The sequence below is a fragment of the Acetobacter zythi genome (genome assembly GCF_963921165.1).
Lineage (GTDB): Bacteria > Pseudomonadota > Alphaproteobacteria > Acetobacterales > Acetobacteraceae > Acetobacter.
In genome coordinates, this window is sequence record NZ_CAWUEO010000012.1 from 47,838 (window position 1) to 62,133 (window position 14,296).

Genomic DNA, 14,296 nt, shown 5'->3' on the forward strand with positions numbered 1-14,296 from the left:
TCCCGCCTTGTGGATGGGGGAACCTTCATGCACACAGAAGCGTTGAGAATGATCCGTGCGGGGGACTGCGCGGGGTCCATCCATAATCAAGGAGAACGCAGGCGTGAGCATTCCTGAACTAACCCTGAACGATGGCCGGAGCTTTCCACTTATAGCTTTTGGTACATACAAACTGAACGGCGCTGCGGGCGTGCAAGGCATGGTGAGCGCGCTGGACGTTGGTTACCGCGCGCTCGATAGCGCCTTTAATTACGAAAACGAAGGGGCCGTGGGGCAGGCCGTCCGCCGCAGTGGGCGCGCGCGCGAGGAATTGAGCATTGCCTCCAAACTGCCTGGCCGCCACCACAAATATGATGAAGCCCTGACCTGTATTGAGGAATCCCTCTACCGCGCGGGGCTGGACTATTACGACCTGTACTTCATCCACTGGCCCAACCCCAAGCAGGGGTTGTATGTGGAGGCATGGCAGGCCCTGATTGAAGCGCAAAAGCGTGGTTATGTGCGCTCCATTGCCGTTTGCAATTTTCTGGCCGAGCATCTGGACAAACTGAATGCCGAAACTGGTGTTCTGCCCACCATCAACCAGATCGAGCTTTCGCCCTATTTCCCACAGGACGACATGCGGGCCTACCACCAAAAATACGGTATTGTGACCGAAGGTTGGAGCCCGATTGGCCGTGGTGGCAAAATCCTGTCCGATGACCTGATCGCGGGTATTGCCAAACGTTTGGGCAAAAGTCCGGCACAGGTTGTGTTGCGCTGGCATGTGCAGGTCGGGTCCGTGCCCATTCCCAAAGCCTCGCACCGCGAACGGCAGGTTGAGAATATGTCCGTGTTCGACTTTGAACTGACCGATCAGGACATGAAGGATATTGCAACGCTGGCCCGCCCCGATGGACGCTCCTTCGGGCAGGACCCCGCAACGTACGAAGAGTTCTAAGAGCCGTTGGGGCATGGATAGCCTCAAGCTTGCACAGCTCAGGTTTTTTTGCGCGGTTATGGAGGCAGGCTCCATTGTGGCGGCCTCCCGCCGCCTGAACTGTGTTGCCTCCAACGTAACGGCCCGCCTGCGGGAGTTGGAGCAGAGTGTTGGCCACCCCCTGTTCCTGCGGGAAAAGGGGCGGCTGATTGAAACCCCGGCGGGGCGGGCGTTTTACGCTCAGGCGCATGAGGTTGTGCAAAAAGCCTCGGCCCTTGAGCATTTTTTTGAACCCGACGTGCCCCGTGGTGTGCTCCGCCTTGGAGCGCTGGATGTGGCGTTACACCATTTTTTGCCCCAGCGGCTTCCCTCCTTCATGCAGGCTTTTGCGGATGTGGAGTTGCAACTGCTCAAACGTGCAAGTTACACGCTGGAGCGGATGTTAATGGAGCGTGAGGTCGATCTGGCCTTGACCGATGGGCCAATCGAACACCCCCTGCTGGAAAGTTGTCTGGTTTTTACGCAGCATTTGCGGCTTGTGGCGCCAGTTCATGTGGCTTCTGTTGCTGCAATCGACTGGGCCAGCACAGATGTTCTTTTGTTCAACACAGACTGTTTTTACCGCAGTGTGTTTGAAAGCTGGATGAAAAAAAACAGGGTCACGCCAAGGCGGATTCAAACGATTGAGTCCTATCAGGTTATTTTTGCCTGTGTGCGTGCGGGGCTTGGGGTCTGCTGTAGCCCCGATGTGATGCTACCAGCACCCCACGCACAGGGCCTGCACGTTATGACCCCGCCAGACCTGCCCGAAGCCCCGGTCTACTGCGTGTGGCGGCGCGATGGGGCAACACCGCTGCTTATGCGCCTGGTGGACCACCTGCGCGGTCAAACGGCATAAGGCATTCATTTTTTGTCAGCTATCTGCTCACATATCATCACTTTATAAAGTGGTGTTCCATCCCCAATACTCATGACCACAACGGCAAGGAGACTATTGGAAATGTCTGTTAAAAAACATGACCTGTTTATAAACGGCCAGTGGGTCAAACCTGCATCCGGCCAGTACGTAACCATCAAAAACCCGGCAAATGGCGCGGAGTTGGCGGCTGCCGCCAAAGGTAGCATTGCGGATGTGGACAAGGCTGTGGCCGCTGCCCGCAAGGCTTTTGGTCCGTGGCGTGCCAAAACGGCTTCCGTAAGGGCGGATTACTTGTACGCGCTGGAAAATCTGCTTGTGCGGGACAAGGAAAAACTGGCCAGCATTATTACGTCCGAAATGGGTAAACCCATTGCGGAGGCCCGGGTGGAGGTGGATTTTGCCGCAGGGCTTTTGCGCTTTGCCGCAGAAAACACGCGCCGTTTGCAAGGCGAGATTATTCCCGGCGAGCGTGAGGGTGAAAAAATTCTGATCGACCGCGTACCTCACGGTGTTGTGGGCGCTATTGCGGCATGGAACTTCCCGCTTGCTTTGTGCGCGCGTAAAATTGGCCCCGCACTGGCTGCTGGCAACACCATTGTTGTCAAACCCCATGAGCTAAGCCCGCTTTCCGGTCTGGCGCTGGCGGCTTTGGCGCAGGAGGCAGGCTTGCCAGAAGGCGTGCTGAACATGGTAACGGGCGATGGCCCCGATGTTGGTGTGCCGCTGGTCGCTCACCCGAATGTGCCGTTTATTACCATGACCGGCTCCACCCCCGCAGGCAAAAAAATTATGGCCGCAGCCGCCGAAAATCTGAAGGAAGTGCGGCTTGAACTGGGGGGTAAGGCGCCATTTATTGTTATGGACGATGCCGATATTGAAGCCGCGGTGGAAGCGGCGGTCAGTGCGCGCTTTTTTAACGGCGGGCAGGTCTGCACCGCCAACGAACGGACTTACGTGCATGCGGCGGTGTACGACCAGTTTACAAAAAGCCTGCGTACCCGCGTGGAAAAACTCAAAGTAGGCGACCCCATGCAGGAGGGCACGGATATGGGGCCAAAGGTCAGTCTGGCGGAGTTGGAAAAGGTGGACGCCATGGTGCAAAAAGCCATTGCGCAGGGGGCCACGCTGGAACTGGGCGGCCACAGACTGACAGGTGGTCCGTACGACCACGGCACCTACTATGCTCCCACGTTGCTGAGCAATGTGACCCACGGCATGGATATTGTGCACCACGAGGTTTTTGGCCCGGTTTTGTGCCTGCTCAAGGTGCGCGACTTTGATGAAGCCCTGAGACTGGCGAACGAGAGCCAGTATGGCCTGTCAGCCTACCTGTTTACCAAGGACCTTGGCCGGGTGCTGCGCATGACGCGGGAGTTGGAGTTTGGCGAGGTGTACGTCAACCGTGGTGCGGGGGAAGAACCGCAGGGCTTCCACCATGGCTACAAAAACAGTGGTCTTGGCGGGGAGGACGGGCAGCACGGTCTGGAAGCCTACGTGCAGACCAAAACCATTTACCTGAACGCCTGACAGGTGGTTGGTGCGGGCTAACAGGCCCAAAGCAGAGGCTGCGGAGCGTTATGGCTCCGCAGCCTTTTTGTTTGTGCGGTTTGTATACAGTCCGTGTTCAGCCGCAGTTTTGCAAAGGTGCCCGCTATTGTGCCTCTTTGGCGTTATGGACGGCCTGTTCCATGTTGTGGGGCGTTGCGGTGGTAAAGTGGGTCATAACAAAACTGGCAATGTCGGCCAGATCGCGCTCGCTTAGCCCACCACCGGCAAAGTGCGGCATAATCTGCACACCTGTTGTGGTCTGCATGCCGCTGCCCTGTACAAGAATCTGCACAAGGTTGCGCCCGTTATCCGCGCCCAGGGAGCGTGCCCCCGTTATGGTGCCAAAGCTGGACTGGCGGCCTGTGCCATCGGGCATATGGCAGCCTGCACAGGCAGAGGCATACAGGCGTGCGCCGCGTGTGTTCTGGGGGAGTGTGGCATCCCCCGCCAAGGGTGTGGTGCGCGTTACGGTATCTTCCGCCGTATGCAGGGGGGCAATACTGCGCAGGTATACTACCATGGCGTGAATGTCCGCAGCGCTCAGGTAGCGCAGGCTGTGGCCCACAACATCGGCCATATCTCCCGCAGCCGTGCCGTGGCCATCCGCGTGGCCGGTGGCAAGGTACTGGGCAAGGTCCTGATCACTCCATGCGCCAAGCCCGCTCTGTTTGTCCGATGTCAGGTTATACGCCCGCCAGCCATTGACCACGTTGCCACCCAGTGCCCGTGTGCCATCCAGCCCAAAGGTTGCTGTGCGCGGGGTATGGCAGTCCGCGCAATGGCCCGGTCCTTCCACCAGATAGCGCCCCCGGTTCCAGTCCGCGGGTTTGGCCGGATCATCCGCGTAGTTGGCGGCGGGGCCGTTGAGCATGTTCCAGAACACCATAAGCCCACGTATGGAAAATGGAAATCTGATTGCATTTTGCGGTGTTTTTTGGGCTGAGGGTGGGAGCGTTGCCAGATAGGCGCGTATGTCCCTGACCTCTGCCTCGCTCATGCGGGCATAGGCGGGGTAAGGCATGGCGGGGTAGAGGTGCTTCCAACCCGGGGACACCCCTTTGCGCACCGCATCCACAAACTGCTGGTCGGTCCATGCGCCAATGCCTGCGGTTTTGTCGGGGGTAATGTTGGGGGCATACATGACTCCAACTCCGGGCAGGCTGAAGGCCCGGCCACCGGCATAGGGGGTGCCGCCCTCGGCTGTGTGGCAGACCTCGCAATCTGCCGCGCGGGCCAGATACCGCCCGTTTTCCACGCTGGCGGAGGCGGCGGCATGGGCATGGGGTGTGGGGGCCAGCAGGGCTATGCCGCCCATAAGGCAGGCGGAAAAAGTGCCACGGAGGCAGGCATAAGCACGGCCCAATGGGCGGTGGGGCAGGGCAGCGCCACACAGGCCGGGGGTGCTGCGCGTGGGTAAAAGGTTACGCATTAGCCCTGCTCCGTGCCAGTTGCCCCATTGCGGGGGGAAAGGAGTGGTAGCGTGCGGTAGCGCCGCCCCTGTGCCGCCGCCATGGCGTTGGCCAGAACGGGGGCGGCGGCGGCGGTGCCAACCTCGCCAATACCTCCGGGGTCTTCTGTGCTGGGCATGAGCAGGACATCTATTGTGCGGGGGGCTTCGTTCATACGCATGACGCGCCATGTGTTGAAGTTGGTTTGCTGCACCCGGCCCCCTTCGAGCGTGATCTCGTTATAAAGCGCCGCACTGAAGCCAAAAATCAGCCCCCCTTCGATTTGCGAGACAACCTGATCGGGGTTGAGCACGCGCCCGCAATCCACCACGGCGGTTACGCGGTGGATAATAACGTTGTCTGGTTCTGGCATTTCCACTTCCGCAATGCTGGCCATGTAGGTGCCAAAGGCAAACTGCACGGCCACACCCCGTGCGCGCCCCGGTGGCAGGGGGGTGTTCCAGCCTGCGGCCTGTGCGGCTTTGTCCAGCACGGCCAGTGCGCGGGGGTTTTGCGCCAGCATGGTGCGCCGGTAGGCTACGGGGTCCGCCCCTGCGCGGTGGGCCAGTTCGTCAATAAACCCTTCCACCACAAACAGGCCGCGCGTGCCGCCAACGCCGCGCCACCATGCGGTGACAATGCCGGGGGCCTCGCGCCGGGCAAATTCCAGCCGGTAGGCGGGGTAGGTGTACGGGGTAATAATGGTGGCGACGGAAAGGTCCTCGTCGTACCCATCCTTGGTCAGTTCGGGCGGGTCCCAGCGTGCGACCACGGCGGGGCCAACAATGCGGTGGGTCAGGGCGGTTATAAAGCCCTTGTTATCCAGTGCCGCGGTCATCTGGTCCACATAGGCGGGGCGGTAGCGGTCACGCGTCAGGTCTTCTTCGCGGCTCCAGATGATTTTGAGCGGGTAGGGGAGCTGGCGTGCGAATTCTATGCACTGGGTTACGTATTCATGCTCCAGCCTGCGGCCAAAGCCCCCGCCAATATACTGGCAGTGCACGGCCACCTTCTCCTTTGGCAGGCCGGTCAGTTCGGCGGCTGTGTCCCGCGCGCGGTCGGCAATCTGCGTGCCGGTCCATATGTCGCATCCATCAGGCCGCACATGGGCTGTGCAGTTTATGGGTTCCATGGGGGCGTGGGCCAACAGGGGCTGCTGGTAGGTGGCGGTGTGCGTGGTGGAGGCATGGGCAATAATGGCCGGGGCATCGCCCTTTGTGTTGGCCACAATGGCGGGGCCGCTCAGCCCGTCGTGTAACTGGTCATATAGGGTCTGGGTGGTTACGTGGGCGTTGGGGCCGTAGTGCCATTGGGGTTTGAGTGCCCGCAGCCCCTTGCGGGCAGCCCAGTAATGGTCGGCCACCACGCACACCGTGTTGTTGGGTGTATTGACCAGCACGGCCTGCACGCCATGCACCCCAAGGGCTGCGGCCCGGTCCATGCTGGCCAGTGTGCCGCCTTCGACCGGGCAGGCGGCCACGGTGCCGATTTTTTGCCCCGGCACCTGCACGTCCATGCCAAAAACGGCGCGGCCTGCCACTTTTACCGCACTGTCTATGCGGTGTTGGGGTTTGCCCAGCAAGGTGTAGGTTGCGGGGTCCTTGAGTGTGGGTTTTTGTGGCACGGGCAGGGCTGCTGCCTGTGCGGCCACCGCGCCAAAGGGCAGGGTGCGGCCTGTGGGCACATGGATTACTGCGGCCGAGCGGGTTGTGCAGTCCGCCACCTGTGCCTGCCAGCGTGTGGCGGCTGCCTGCACCAGCATGCTGCGTGCGGTAGCCCCCGCCTGACGGAGCGGGAGCCACTCGGTCATGACCGAGGTGGAACCACCCGTAATTTCCGCCCCGGCTCCGGGGGGGGCTGCTTCAATTTCCACCTGTGCCATGTCTATGCCCAGTTCCTCGGCAATGAGCATGACGGACGAGGTGTAAATGCCCTGTCCCATTTCCACATTGGGTAGAATAAGGGTTATGCGGTTGTCTGCGGCAATGCGGATATAGGCATTGGGGGCAAAGATCCCCTGCGCGTTTTCGACCAGCATGCCCTGTTCGGCGGATGGGCTGCCAGAGCGGGCAGCGCTTTGTGCGCGGCCATTGCGCATGGTGGGCCAGAATGTGGCCAGCACAAGTGCGCCCCCGGCCCCTAGTAACTGCCTGCGGCTGGCCATGGTGGGGCGTGGTGTTGGTGTGTTCATGCCAGTGCTCCCGCCGCGTGGTGAATGGCCGCGCGAATACGCACATATGTGCCGCAGCGGCACAGATTGGCGGACATGGCGCTGTCTATCTGCTCATCCGTGGGTTTGGGCACGCTGCGCAGCAGGGCAATGGCGGCCATGATCTGCCCCGGCTGGCAATAGCCACACTGCACCACGTCCAGCGCTACCCATGCTGCCTGTACGGCCTTTGCCACCGGGTCTGTCGGGTCCACCCCTTCGAGCGTGCTGATGTGTTGCTCCCCAATCAGCCCGACTGGCAGGTTGCATGCCCGCACGGCCCGGCCATCCATATGCACGGTGCATGCACCGCACTGGGCTATGCCACAGCCAAATTTGGTGGCGTTCAGGCCCAGAACATCGCGCAGAACCCACAGAAGGGGGGTGTCTGGGTCGACATCCACCTGGTGGGATTGTCCGTTTATGTTCAGGCTTAGCATAGTGGCTCCTTGGGGCAGGTCTGAACTCCCTAATGTAATGGAATTGGTTTGTTTCCGAAATGGGAAGGGCCGATAAAGTGTTCGGATTTTTTGAAAAATTATCTGTATATTCAAGAATATATTCATATATGCGCGAGTAGGGTGTGCGTGTTCAGCCACCTTGGCGCGCAGGGGCGTAAACCTACCGGACGCACCCGCCACATGGGCGGACAGGCAGGTCAGGCGGGGCATGCCATGCCCATGCTGGTGGGGGTGTTTGCGGGGTGTGCGCCCTGATTGCGCGCTTTAATCTGAACTGGTGGAAACTCTGCTGCGCTGATGGTGGCGTTGCTCCGTCTGGCGGCCACGCCCATCATGCTTTTGCATAACCATGAGAGGACGATTCTGCATGAATACCACCCCAGGTACACCGGACGCGCTTTTGTGGAAGTTGGCGCACCTTGCCGCAGGTGTTGAAAACAAGGCCTGCGAGGATATGGCAATCTCGCTCGATCTGAAGGAAATTGCACAGCTTTTGCAGGACATTAAAAACGCACTTCCTGCGGATAACGCGTGGTCTCTCTACCTCACACCCGCCATTATCTGGTCCACTGTCTGGAGCCTGTACCAGAACTCGTTGGAACTGGGGGGCTACCAGAACAGGGATGCCATGGTGCAACTGGTGCGTGATGCGGTGCAGAGCCTGCAAAACGCCCTTCAGGCCAATGCCAAGGCAGCCGGTGTGCGGAGCATTGGCACAACTGCCGCTTTGGAGCATGGGTCGCTTGCGGCAGGCTGAATCCGGTATGGCGGCAAGGTCATGGGCAGGCAGAGCCAATCGCTGGACGCGGCAAGCAGCAGCCCTGAGAGGCCAGGGTTTACAGACAATTCAAATTTTGAATGAAGCTCACACAAGAACAAGGCGGTTGGTGGAGCTGAGGGGAATCGAACCCCTGACCTCCTCATTGCGAACGAGGCGCTCTCCCATCTGAGCTACAGCCCCGCCTGTTGTGTTAGCGAGTGATTTACAGGGCTTACGATTTTTCTGTCAAGCTGTATTGTAAGGCGTATATAACCAAGGGTGTTATGCTTTTTCAGGCTGGTCGTAAGGAGCTGGTTTTTTATCGTGTTTGTGTTTTCGCTCTTCATGGTGCTGACGCGGATACTGGAGATTTATTGCTGGATTCTCCTTATATCCTGTATTTTCGTCAATCTGTATGCGTTTGGCATACTCGATAGCCGTAACCAGCTTGTCTGGAAGATAGGCATGTTTTTGGAACGTCTGACCGAGCCTGTTCTGGCCCCGGTCCGGCGGGTTCTGCCAACACCCGGTGGGGTGGACTTTAGCCCCATGGTGGTGCTGCTGGGGATTCAGTACGTTATTCAGCCATTACTGGCCGATGTGTTCCGCGCTCTGATCCTGCACTAGCCAGTCAGGGCACAAAAAAACCGCCAGACCTTACGGGCTGGCGGTTTTTTTTAACGGATAACCCGTAAAGGCTCAGTGATGAGCGTCGGGGGTGCCGTCTTTTTCAATGTGGGTCAGCGTGTAGCTGCTCATAATGACAACCGGAACCAGGAATGCCACAACCGCAACGCCCAGAGCAGCGGTGTTGCCACCCAGCAGGTAAGCGATCAGGTCAAGACCCAGAAGTGTTACGCACAGATAAATGCCCATTCCAAAAACCCTTTTGTAGCCTGTAAGGCAGGAGCTGCTGGAGTTCTGGCGCGGAATGCCTACTGTGCAGAACCTGCCGGATTCATTCACAAATCTGACAGCGTCACACTACTCCTTTGGTTTTGAGGGTCAACAGCTATCTGCTGCATGGCCTTGTGGCATTTTTGGGGTGGTGTATGGCCGCACCGGCGGACTAGGGCTGCGCTGCGGCACCAGAGTGGGGCTGTGTGGAGGGCAAGACAGGCTGGTCTTGCGGTATGGTGGCGTGCGTGTTCTGCGGGGATTGGGAAAAGCCCGTAATATCAGGCGCATGAAAGGCGGAAACCGGGCCAAAAATCGTACCCGATACAGGGTGTGCCGAAGGGACCGGAGTGTTCAGGCACCCTTTGACAATGGTGGAGCACACCCCATCGCTGCCGATCATCTGGTTATTGTCACCACTGTAATGCATGTCTGTTACCCTGCCATCCACCAGCCGGACGGTGGCCACACAGTTCGTTCCCGCGCCGCCAAGGGTTGTTTGGGTCAGGTTGACCAGTGTTTGCAGGGGAACCAGCGTCGAATCGTTCGTAGCGGGAATGTTGGTGCTACGGGTGTACTGGTAGATCCGCACATGCTCGTTAATGACCTGCGTTTTGTCCGGCACACCCACACAGGCCAGCAGGTCCTCGTTGGTCATGCCCAGTACGGTCAGTTGGCCCTTATGCGCAATGCGGGAGGAGTAATAGCCACACCCGCCCAGTGCCAGAAGTGCGCCAAGGGTCAGGCAGGGCATAAGACGGAGGAGCCGGGCAGAACAGCGTGGAGTATGGGAGGCGGACATATCTGTTAGTGTCTGGTTTTTGCCGGGGTCATGTCAATATACAGAATGGCAAGCCATGGCAGGGGCCACAAAAAGGGCAAAGGCACACACCACAGTAATGCCAGCGCACCCAGCATGGCCCCACCGGCAAACCCGATCCATGAGAGTGCGGGCAGAATAATAGCCCCCGCAGGCAGGGCAGCCCCCGTGCTGGCCCCGCAACGCACAGCCACGGCGCTGGCCAGAGCAGATGCACATTTGAGCATGTTGCTGGTGATGACCACAGTCTGGATGGCATTGCCGGAAAAGCGGGCAATGCTCTCGCCCTGAATGGCCATAAGGGCAGGCAGCAGCACAAGTTCGGCCAGCCGTGCATGGCCGCCAAATTGCGCGGCCTGCACAACCACGAGCAAAAGCGCCATAAGCCCTATGCCATTGGCCGCTCCCCACCGCAGGCGCGCAAGACTTGCCAGAAAACCCGTACCAAAAAAAATGGCGAGCACACAGGCAAGCAGCACCGCATAGTGCCAGTTGGCATGTGCCAGTGCGGCCGAAAGATGCGTGGTGTTGCCCGTCATGGCCGAGGCAAACAGCCCTCCCAGATGGGCAAAACTGAGTGCATCTATGTGCCCGGCCAGTATGCCCAGCACCAGAATGCGACGGGCCGATACGGCTACGGGGGATAGGGGGGCTGGGGTGTCTGGCATGGTGGGGGATATTGTCAGCTCAGGTGCGGGCGGTGCGCAACTGTGCCCCATTGCGCAAAGCCGTGTAAACGGTACAGACACGGTGGGAGCCATGCCCTGCGGCAACGCTGGTTGTGTGGGGCGAAGGTGATGCCGGGGTGCGATGGAAAACCGGGTCTTTAAAAACCATAATGCTGCCACCAGATACAGGCATGATCAAAACAGGTCCGGAAAGGTCGGGCCGGTTGGGAATGGAAAAGAGAAAGCGTATGAGACACCACCGCGTGATAACATTGGCGCTGGCAGGCCTGATGGCCGCAACAGTGGGCACAACCGTTGTGCAGGCCGAACCGGGTGGGTGCCTTAAATACGGTGCCGCAGGGGCCGTTGGTGGGCATTTTGCCAACCATACCGTTCTGGGCGCTACGGCGGGGTGTGTAACAGGCATGTACCGTAGGCACGAATACCGCAAGGAGGCCAAAAATAAGGCCAAGCTGTATGATCTGGAACACCCCGGCGCAAAAGGCACATACGAACAAAAAGCCACGGCTTATGATGTGGAACATTCCACAAGCCCCGGCAGCACAGCACCCGGTAACACAACGTCTGGCGCCACGCCCCAGCCCGGCGCCACCCAGCAGCTGCCTACCAGCCCGCAGGGGGAGGAACGCCTGTAACAGGGCTGAAGGCAGGCCGGTTTCTGGCTGTATGCAGGCGTCACGGCTTTGCCTGTGGCGCCTTTTTTCTGTGTGGTTGAGTGGCTATTGCTTGTGGCATGGTGCGGGGCATGTTCGTGCCCGGATGCCCGGACTTGGGGTATTTTATACCTCTTGCGAGGGGGAGGGCCGCCCCGGCTCCCCCTTGCCGGAAAGTGCGCGCACGGTGTCCAGCACAAACCCGGTTACGTAGAGCATGATGCGCTCGAACTCTTCCTGCACATCCTCAAAGGTCAAAAGCTGGTAGCGCAGGAGGCTGTGCATAATATGCGCATGGCAATCCATGTCCGGGGTTGTGTCCAGCCATTCTGTTTCGTTCAGGCGTCGGGCGTTGGCCTGGCAGATGCTTAACAGCACAATTTCCAACGCAATATGTCCCCCCATAACCCGGCCAAGGGGCTGGGTCGGGTTGTAAATGGTGGGGATCAGTGTTTCGGCGTTATAGGCTTCTTTGCAGTGTTCGTAATGGATTGCGTAATACAGGTATTCCGCAAACGTAATTTTTGTATAAATGCCAGTATCGCGCGCGGTAGCCTTGAGGAAATTTTTGTAAAGGCAGGCGCTGACTTCAAACGGCACTGTACCGTTCAGGTCTGCAAAGCGTTTTGCCACGCTGAGAATGCTGGAAACCCGTAATTGCGCGCCCTTGAGCGCACGCAGGGTAATGGCCAGAAGTTCCTCTTGGTTGATGCTATGGATAACTGTGCGGAATTTTTGGCTCTGCTCGTGGGTCAAGTCCACAAATTTATCGTAAAATCTGGCTTTGGTCAGGATAAAAGGCCCGGAAAGTTGGGAGTTGGGCATAGTGGTACTTTAGGAAAAATAGAGTGGGAAAGGTTGAGTTTTGAAAACATGAGGAATCATGGCGTGCTTCGGAATCCTTATGAGCAGGCTATGCTTAAAATACACTCATACTTTTTGCACAAAAATGGTAAATTTACAGTTAAAAATCGACTTTGGCGGCGCTATAAAATCTTTTTTCACAATGTCGATGGAAAACGGACCCGTTCCGTTGTGTCGTTTTCCACCTCTTTTGTGCGAAAAATACGCATGGCAGGAGCGCGCACCCCCGCCATGCAGGTATCATGGTGTGCTGGCGTTAAAAGGTCTGGCGCAGGCGCATGGTTTTGCCGTCCTGCGTATGCAGCACAAGGGTTCCATCCTCCATGGTCCATGACTGCACGGTGTGCAACAGGGACACAAAAAGGCTGGAAACCCGCCCATGCGCGCCCGGGCAGGCCATAAGGGTGCTCATGCCCGCTTGCGGGGCGGCGCTCACCTTGCCGTCACGTTCGAACACAAGCCCGCCAGCATAACGGTTGCACCCATCCGAACCCGAGACCTTGCCCGTGTCGTTAATGTCCAGCGTGGGGGTAAACATATCTGCCGCCGGGTCGGGGTCTTCGTCCGTTGCGCTGTCATGGGCATCGGGCAGAATGTTGCCATTGCGCAGTATGTGGCCATCAAGCTGTGTGGCAACCCAGCGCGTGGCGTTCAGGCGGGTGGGGGGCACAAGGTTGCCCCCGCAGCCATTAAGCGTTTGTTCCTTGGTGGTAATGCTGACAGTTTGTGTAAACATCTGCCCGCTCATGCTGTCCTGGCAGGGGGTGGGGGTAATGGCCACGGCAAGGTCGGGGGCTTCGTAATGGCGCGTGTCGCCGCGTGTGTAGGCATGGGTTATCATGCGGGTCAGGCGTGGGCCGTCCGGTGTGCTCAGGGCCAGCGTGCCCGCCGCCATGCTGAAATTCCAGAATGGTTCGTTCCCGCGGGCTTCATACACGCTATTGTCAGCCCCCGGTGTGGCAATGGGCTGGGTTTGCGCAGCACACGCCCCCACAAGGGCCAGAGCACACGGAGCCAGAATAGAACGAATACGCGGCCAAGCCATGGCGTGGTTCCTCATGTTATTGCCAGTTGCCAGCAGTATGGCCGTTTGGCGCGCGGGCACAACGGCTTTCTGGCTTTTTGCCCGGTGGAGGGCAAAAGGAAGGCGGGCGGGGTGGGCTGTTGCGCAAGGCGCAGGAGGGTTAAAAGCAGGGCATGATTATTCAGGGCTACAATTATTTTTGCGACATGCCGGAGGATGCCCGCTACCTGCGCAACCCCCAGCCGGATGAACGGTTTATTGAAGAAAATATGGTGTTCATTCTGCCAGACCGCCTGCGCAAGTTTCGCAGGCATTTGTGGCATGTGCGGCGTAACCCCGGACCTGTGCATGTTTATGTGCCGCTGTTCCGGGTTCATACGGTCATGGCGTCCGAACCGCTGCCTGCCGGGTATGGCGAAGCACAGGACGTGTATCCATTTTACACCCACACCACGCACAGGCGTGGGCGCGCGCTGGATTATTATGTGGTGTTTATTTTTAAGGACAAGGATTCCTACGTCCGTTGCCACATGCTGCTCCACCCTCCTGCGCAGGGGTAACCCCCCACGCAGGGTTGCCAGCCTTTAGGGTTTGCCGCCTGTGGCTGGCGGCTGGGCAAGGGGGGCAGGAAAGCGGAATTTGGCCAGTCGGGCGTCTTCCATGGGCAAAGGGGCGTTGGTGGCGGAGGTTGCGCCATTGTGGTGGAGTATGAACGCTACAAGTGCGGCCGTATCCTGCGGGGGCAGGGTGCCCGGCGCCATAAGGGGCATGGCGTGGGCAATATACCCGGCCAGCCGGTCAAGCGGGGTGTTGGCCCAGCGTGCGGTAAAATACGTGCTCAGGTCGGGCACATCATGCCCGCCTTCAAGGTCTGCGCCGTGGCACATGGCGCAGGCCCCGGCGTAGATCTGTGCGCCGTGCGCCACCTGCTCGGCAGAGAACGAAACAGGCTGGACCGCACCGGCCCGCCCGCCTGTGTGGCCGGTGGTGTAAGACTGCGCCCATGCACCGCCGGTGTGGGGCAGGCATGCCAGCATGCAGGCAAGAGCGGCTGCGCGAAGGGGAAAGGAAAAAAACATCATGCC

18 protein-coding genes and 1 tRNA gene are annotated in these 14,296 nt (G+C 59.0%); 8 read left to right on the forward strand and 11 right to left on the reverse strand.

Going from position 1 to position 14,296, the window contains the following annotated elements; genetic code table 11:
* Positions 1 to 103 precede the first annotated feature (103 nt).
* From AABE20_RS05895 to aldA, 3 genes are all read left to right on the forward strand, one after another.
* Positions 104 to 940 carry an aldo/keto reductase gene (locus AABE20_RS05895; protein WP_338332233.1) on the forward strand — a complete coding sequence of 279 codons (837 nt, stop codon included), beginning with the start codon at positions 104 to 106 and terminating at the stop codon, positions 938 to 940.
* A 13-nt stretch (positions 941 to 953) separates the two neighbouring features.
* Positions 954 to 1,817, forward strand: coding sequence for a LysR family transcriptional regulator (locus AABE20_RS05900; protein ID WP_338332234.1), 864 nt, complete (start codon positions 954 to 956; stop codon positions 1,815 to 1,817).
* 102 nt (positions 1,818 to 1,919) lie between these two features.
* Positions 1,920 to 3,365: an aldehyde dehydrogenase gene (gene aldA, locus AABE20_RS05905; RefSeq protein WP_338332235.1), complete on the forward strand. Its 1,446-nt coding sequence runs from the start codon at positions 1,920 to 1,922 to the stop codon at positions 3,363 to 3,365.
* 124 nt (positions 3,366 to 3,489) lie between these two features.
* Here aldA and AABE20_RS05910 read toward each other — a convergent pair whose 3' ends face one another.
* From AABE20_RS05910 to AABE20_RS05920, 3 genes are all read right to left on the reverse strand, one after another.
* Positions 3,490 to 4,701: a c-type cytochrome gene (locus tag AABE20_RS05910; protein ID WP_338332599.1), complete on the reverse strand. Its 1,212-nt coding sequence runs from the start codon at positions 4,699 to 4,701 to the stop codon at positions 3,490 to 3,492.
* A gap of 113 nt (positions 4,702 to 4,814) precedes the next feature.
* Entirely contained in the window at positions 4,815 to 7,025 is a 2,211-nt protein-coding gene (locus AABE20_RS05915; protein ID WP_338332236.1) for a xanthine dehydrogenase family protein molybdopterin-binding subunit, read from the reverse strand.
* Positions 7,022 to 7,483, reverse strand: coding sequence for a (2Fe-2S)-binding protein (locus tag AABE20_RS05920; RefSeq protein WP_338332237.1), 462 nt, complete (start codon positions 7,481 to 7,483; stop codon positions 7,022 to 7,024). The genes AABE20_RS05915 and AABE20_RS05920 overlap by 4 nt, the downstream gene beginning before the upstream one ends.
* A gap of 147 nt (positions 7,484 to 7,630) precedes the next feature.
* On the opposite strand from AABE20_RS05920, the gene AABE20_RS05925 reads away from it, so the two are divergent.
* Both AABE20_RS05925 and AABE20_RS05930 read left to right on the forward strand, forming a co-directional pair.
* Entirely contained in the window at positions 7,631 to 7,759 is a 129-nt protein-coding gene (locus AABE20_RS05925) for a hypothetical protein (RefSeq protein WP_338332238.1), read from the forward strand.
* A gap of 112 nt (positions 7,760 to 7,871) precedes the next feature.
* The gene (locus AABE20_RS05930) at positions 7,872 to 8,261 is read left to right on the forward strand and encodes a hypothetical protein (protein WP_338332239.1); all 390 of its coding nucleotides are present in this window, start codon (positions 7,872 to 7,874) and stop codon (positions 8,259 to 8,261) included.
* A gap of 128 nt (positions 8,262 to 8,389) precedes the next feature.
* On the opposite strand, the gene AABE20_RS05935 is transcribed toward AABE20_RS05930, so the two are convergent.
* A tRNA-Ala gene (locus AABE20_RS05935) sits at positions 8,390 to 8,465 on the reverse strand.
* 123 nt (positions 8,466 to 8,588) lie between these two features.
* On the opposite strand from AABE20_RS05935, the gene AABE20_RS05940 reads away from it, so the two are divergent.
* Positions 8,589 to 8,891 (forward strand): YggT family protein, encoded by a 303-nt coding sequence (locus tag AABE20_RS05940; RefSeq protein ID WP_242401051.1) that lies wholly within the window; start codon positions 8,589 to 8,591, stop codon positions 8,889 to 8,891.
* Positions 8,892 to 8,963: 72 nt separating this feature from the next.
* On the opposite strand, the gene AABE20_RS05945 is transcribed toward AABE20_RS05940, so the two are convergent.
* From AABE20_RS05945 to AABE20_RS05960, 4 genes are all read right to left on the reverse strand, one after another.
* On the reverse strand, positions 8,964 to 9,140 hold the full coding sequence (locus tag AABE20_RS05945) for a hypothetical protein (RefSeq protein WP_338332240.1): 177 nt from the start codon (positions 9,138 to 9,140) through the stop codon (positions 8,964 to 8,966).
* A 193-nt stretch (positions 9,141 to 9,333) separates the two neighbouring features.
* Positions 9,334 to 9,963 (reverse strand): hypothetical protein, encoded by a 630-nt coding sequence (locus tag AABE20_RS05950; RefSeq protein ID WP_338332241.1) that lies wholly within the window; start codon positions 9,961 to 9,963, stop codon positions 9,334 to 9,336.
* A 5-nt stretch (positions 9,964 to 9,968) separates the two neighbouring features.
* The gene (locus tag AABE20_RS05955; protein WP_338332242.1) at positions 9,969 to 10,649 is read right to left on the reverse strand and encodes a YoaK family protein; all 681 of its coding nucleotides are present in this window, start codon (positions 10,647 to 10,649) and stop codon (positions 9,969 to 9,971) included.
* A gap of 19 nt (positions 10,650 to 10,668) precedes the next feature.
* Positions 10,669 to 10,842, reverse strand: a complete 174-nt coding sequence (locus AABE20_RS05960; RefSeq protein WP_338332243.1) for a hypothetical protein — start codon at positions 10,840 to 10,842, stop codon at positions 10,669 to 10,671.
* A gap of 55 nt (positions 10,843 to 10,897) precedes the next feature.
* On the opposite strand from AABE20_RS05960, the gene AABE20_RS05965 reads away from it, so the two are divergent.
* Positions 10,898 to 11,305, forward strand: a complete 408-nt coding sequence (locus AABE20_RS05965) for a hypothetical protein (RefSeq protein ID WP_408740735.1) — start codon at positions 10,898 to 10,900, stop codon at positions 11,303 to 11,305.
* 144 nt (positions 11,306 to 11,449) lie between these two features.
* Here AABE20_RS05965 and AABE20_RS05970 read toward each other — a convergent pair whose 3' ends face one another.
* Positions 11,450 to 12,148 carry a hypothetical protein gene (locus AABE20_RS05970; RefSeq protein WP_338332244.1) on the reverse strand — a complete coding sequence of 233 codons (699 nt, stop codon included), beginning with the start codon at positions 12,146 to 12,148 and terminating at the stop codon, positions 11,450 to 11,452.
* Positions 12,149 to 12,443: 295 nt separating this feature from the next.
* Positions 12,444 to 13,232: an META domain-containing protein gene (locus tag AABE20_RS05975; RefSeq protein ID WP_338332245.1), complete on the reverse strand. Its 789-nt coding sequence runs from the start codon at positions 13,230 to 13,232 to the stop codon at positions 12,444 to 12,446.
* A gap of 152 nt (positions 13,233 to 13,384) precedes the next feature.
* Here AABE20_RS05975 and AABE20_RS05980 point away from each other — a divergent pair, with 152 nt between their 5' ends.
* On the forward strand, positions 13,385 to 13,771 hold the full coding sequence (locus AABE20_RS05980; RefSeq protein WP_338332246.1) for a hypothetical protein: 387 nt from the start codon (positions 13,385 to 13,387) through the stop codon (positions 13,769 to 13,771).
* A gap of 24 nt (positions 13,772 to 13,795) precedes the next feature.
* On the opposite strand, the gene AABE20_RS05985 is transcribed toward AABE20_RS05980, so the two are convergent.
* Positions 13,796 to 14,293, reverse strand: a complete 498-nt coding sequence (locus AABE20_RS05985; RefSeq protein ID WP_338332247.1) for a c-type cytochrome — start codon at positions 14,291 to 14,293, stop codon at positions 13,796 to 13,798.
* Positions 14,294 to 14,296 lie beyond the last annotated feature (3 nt).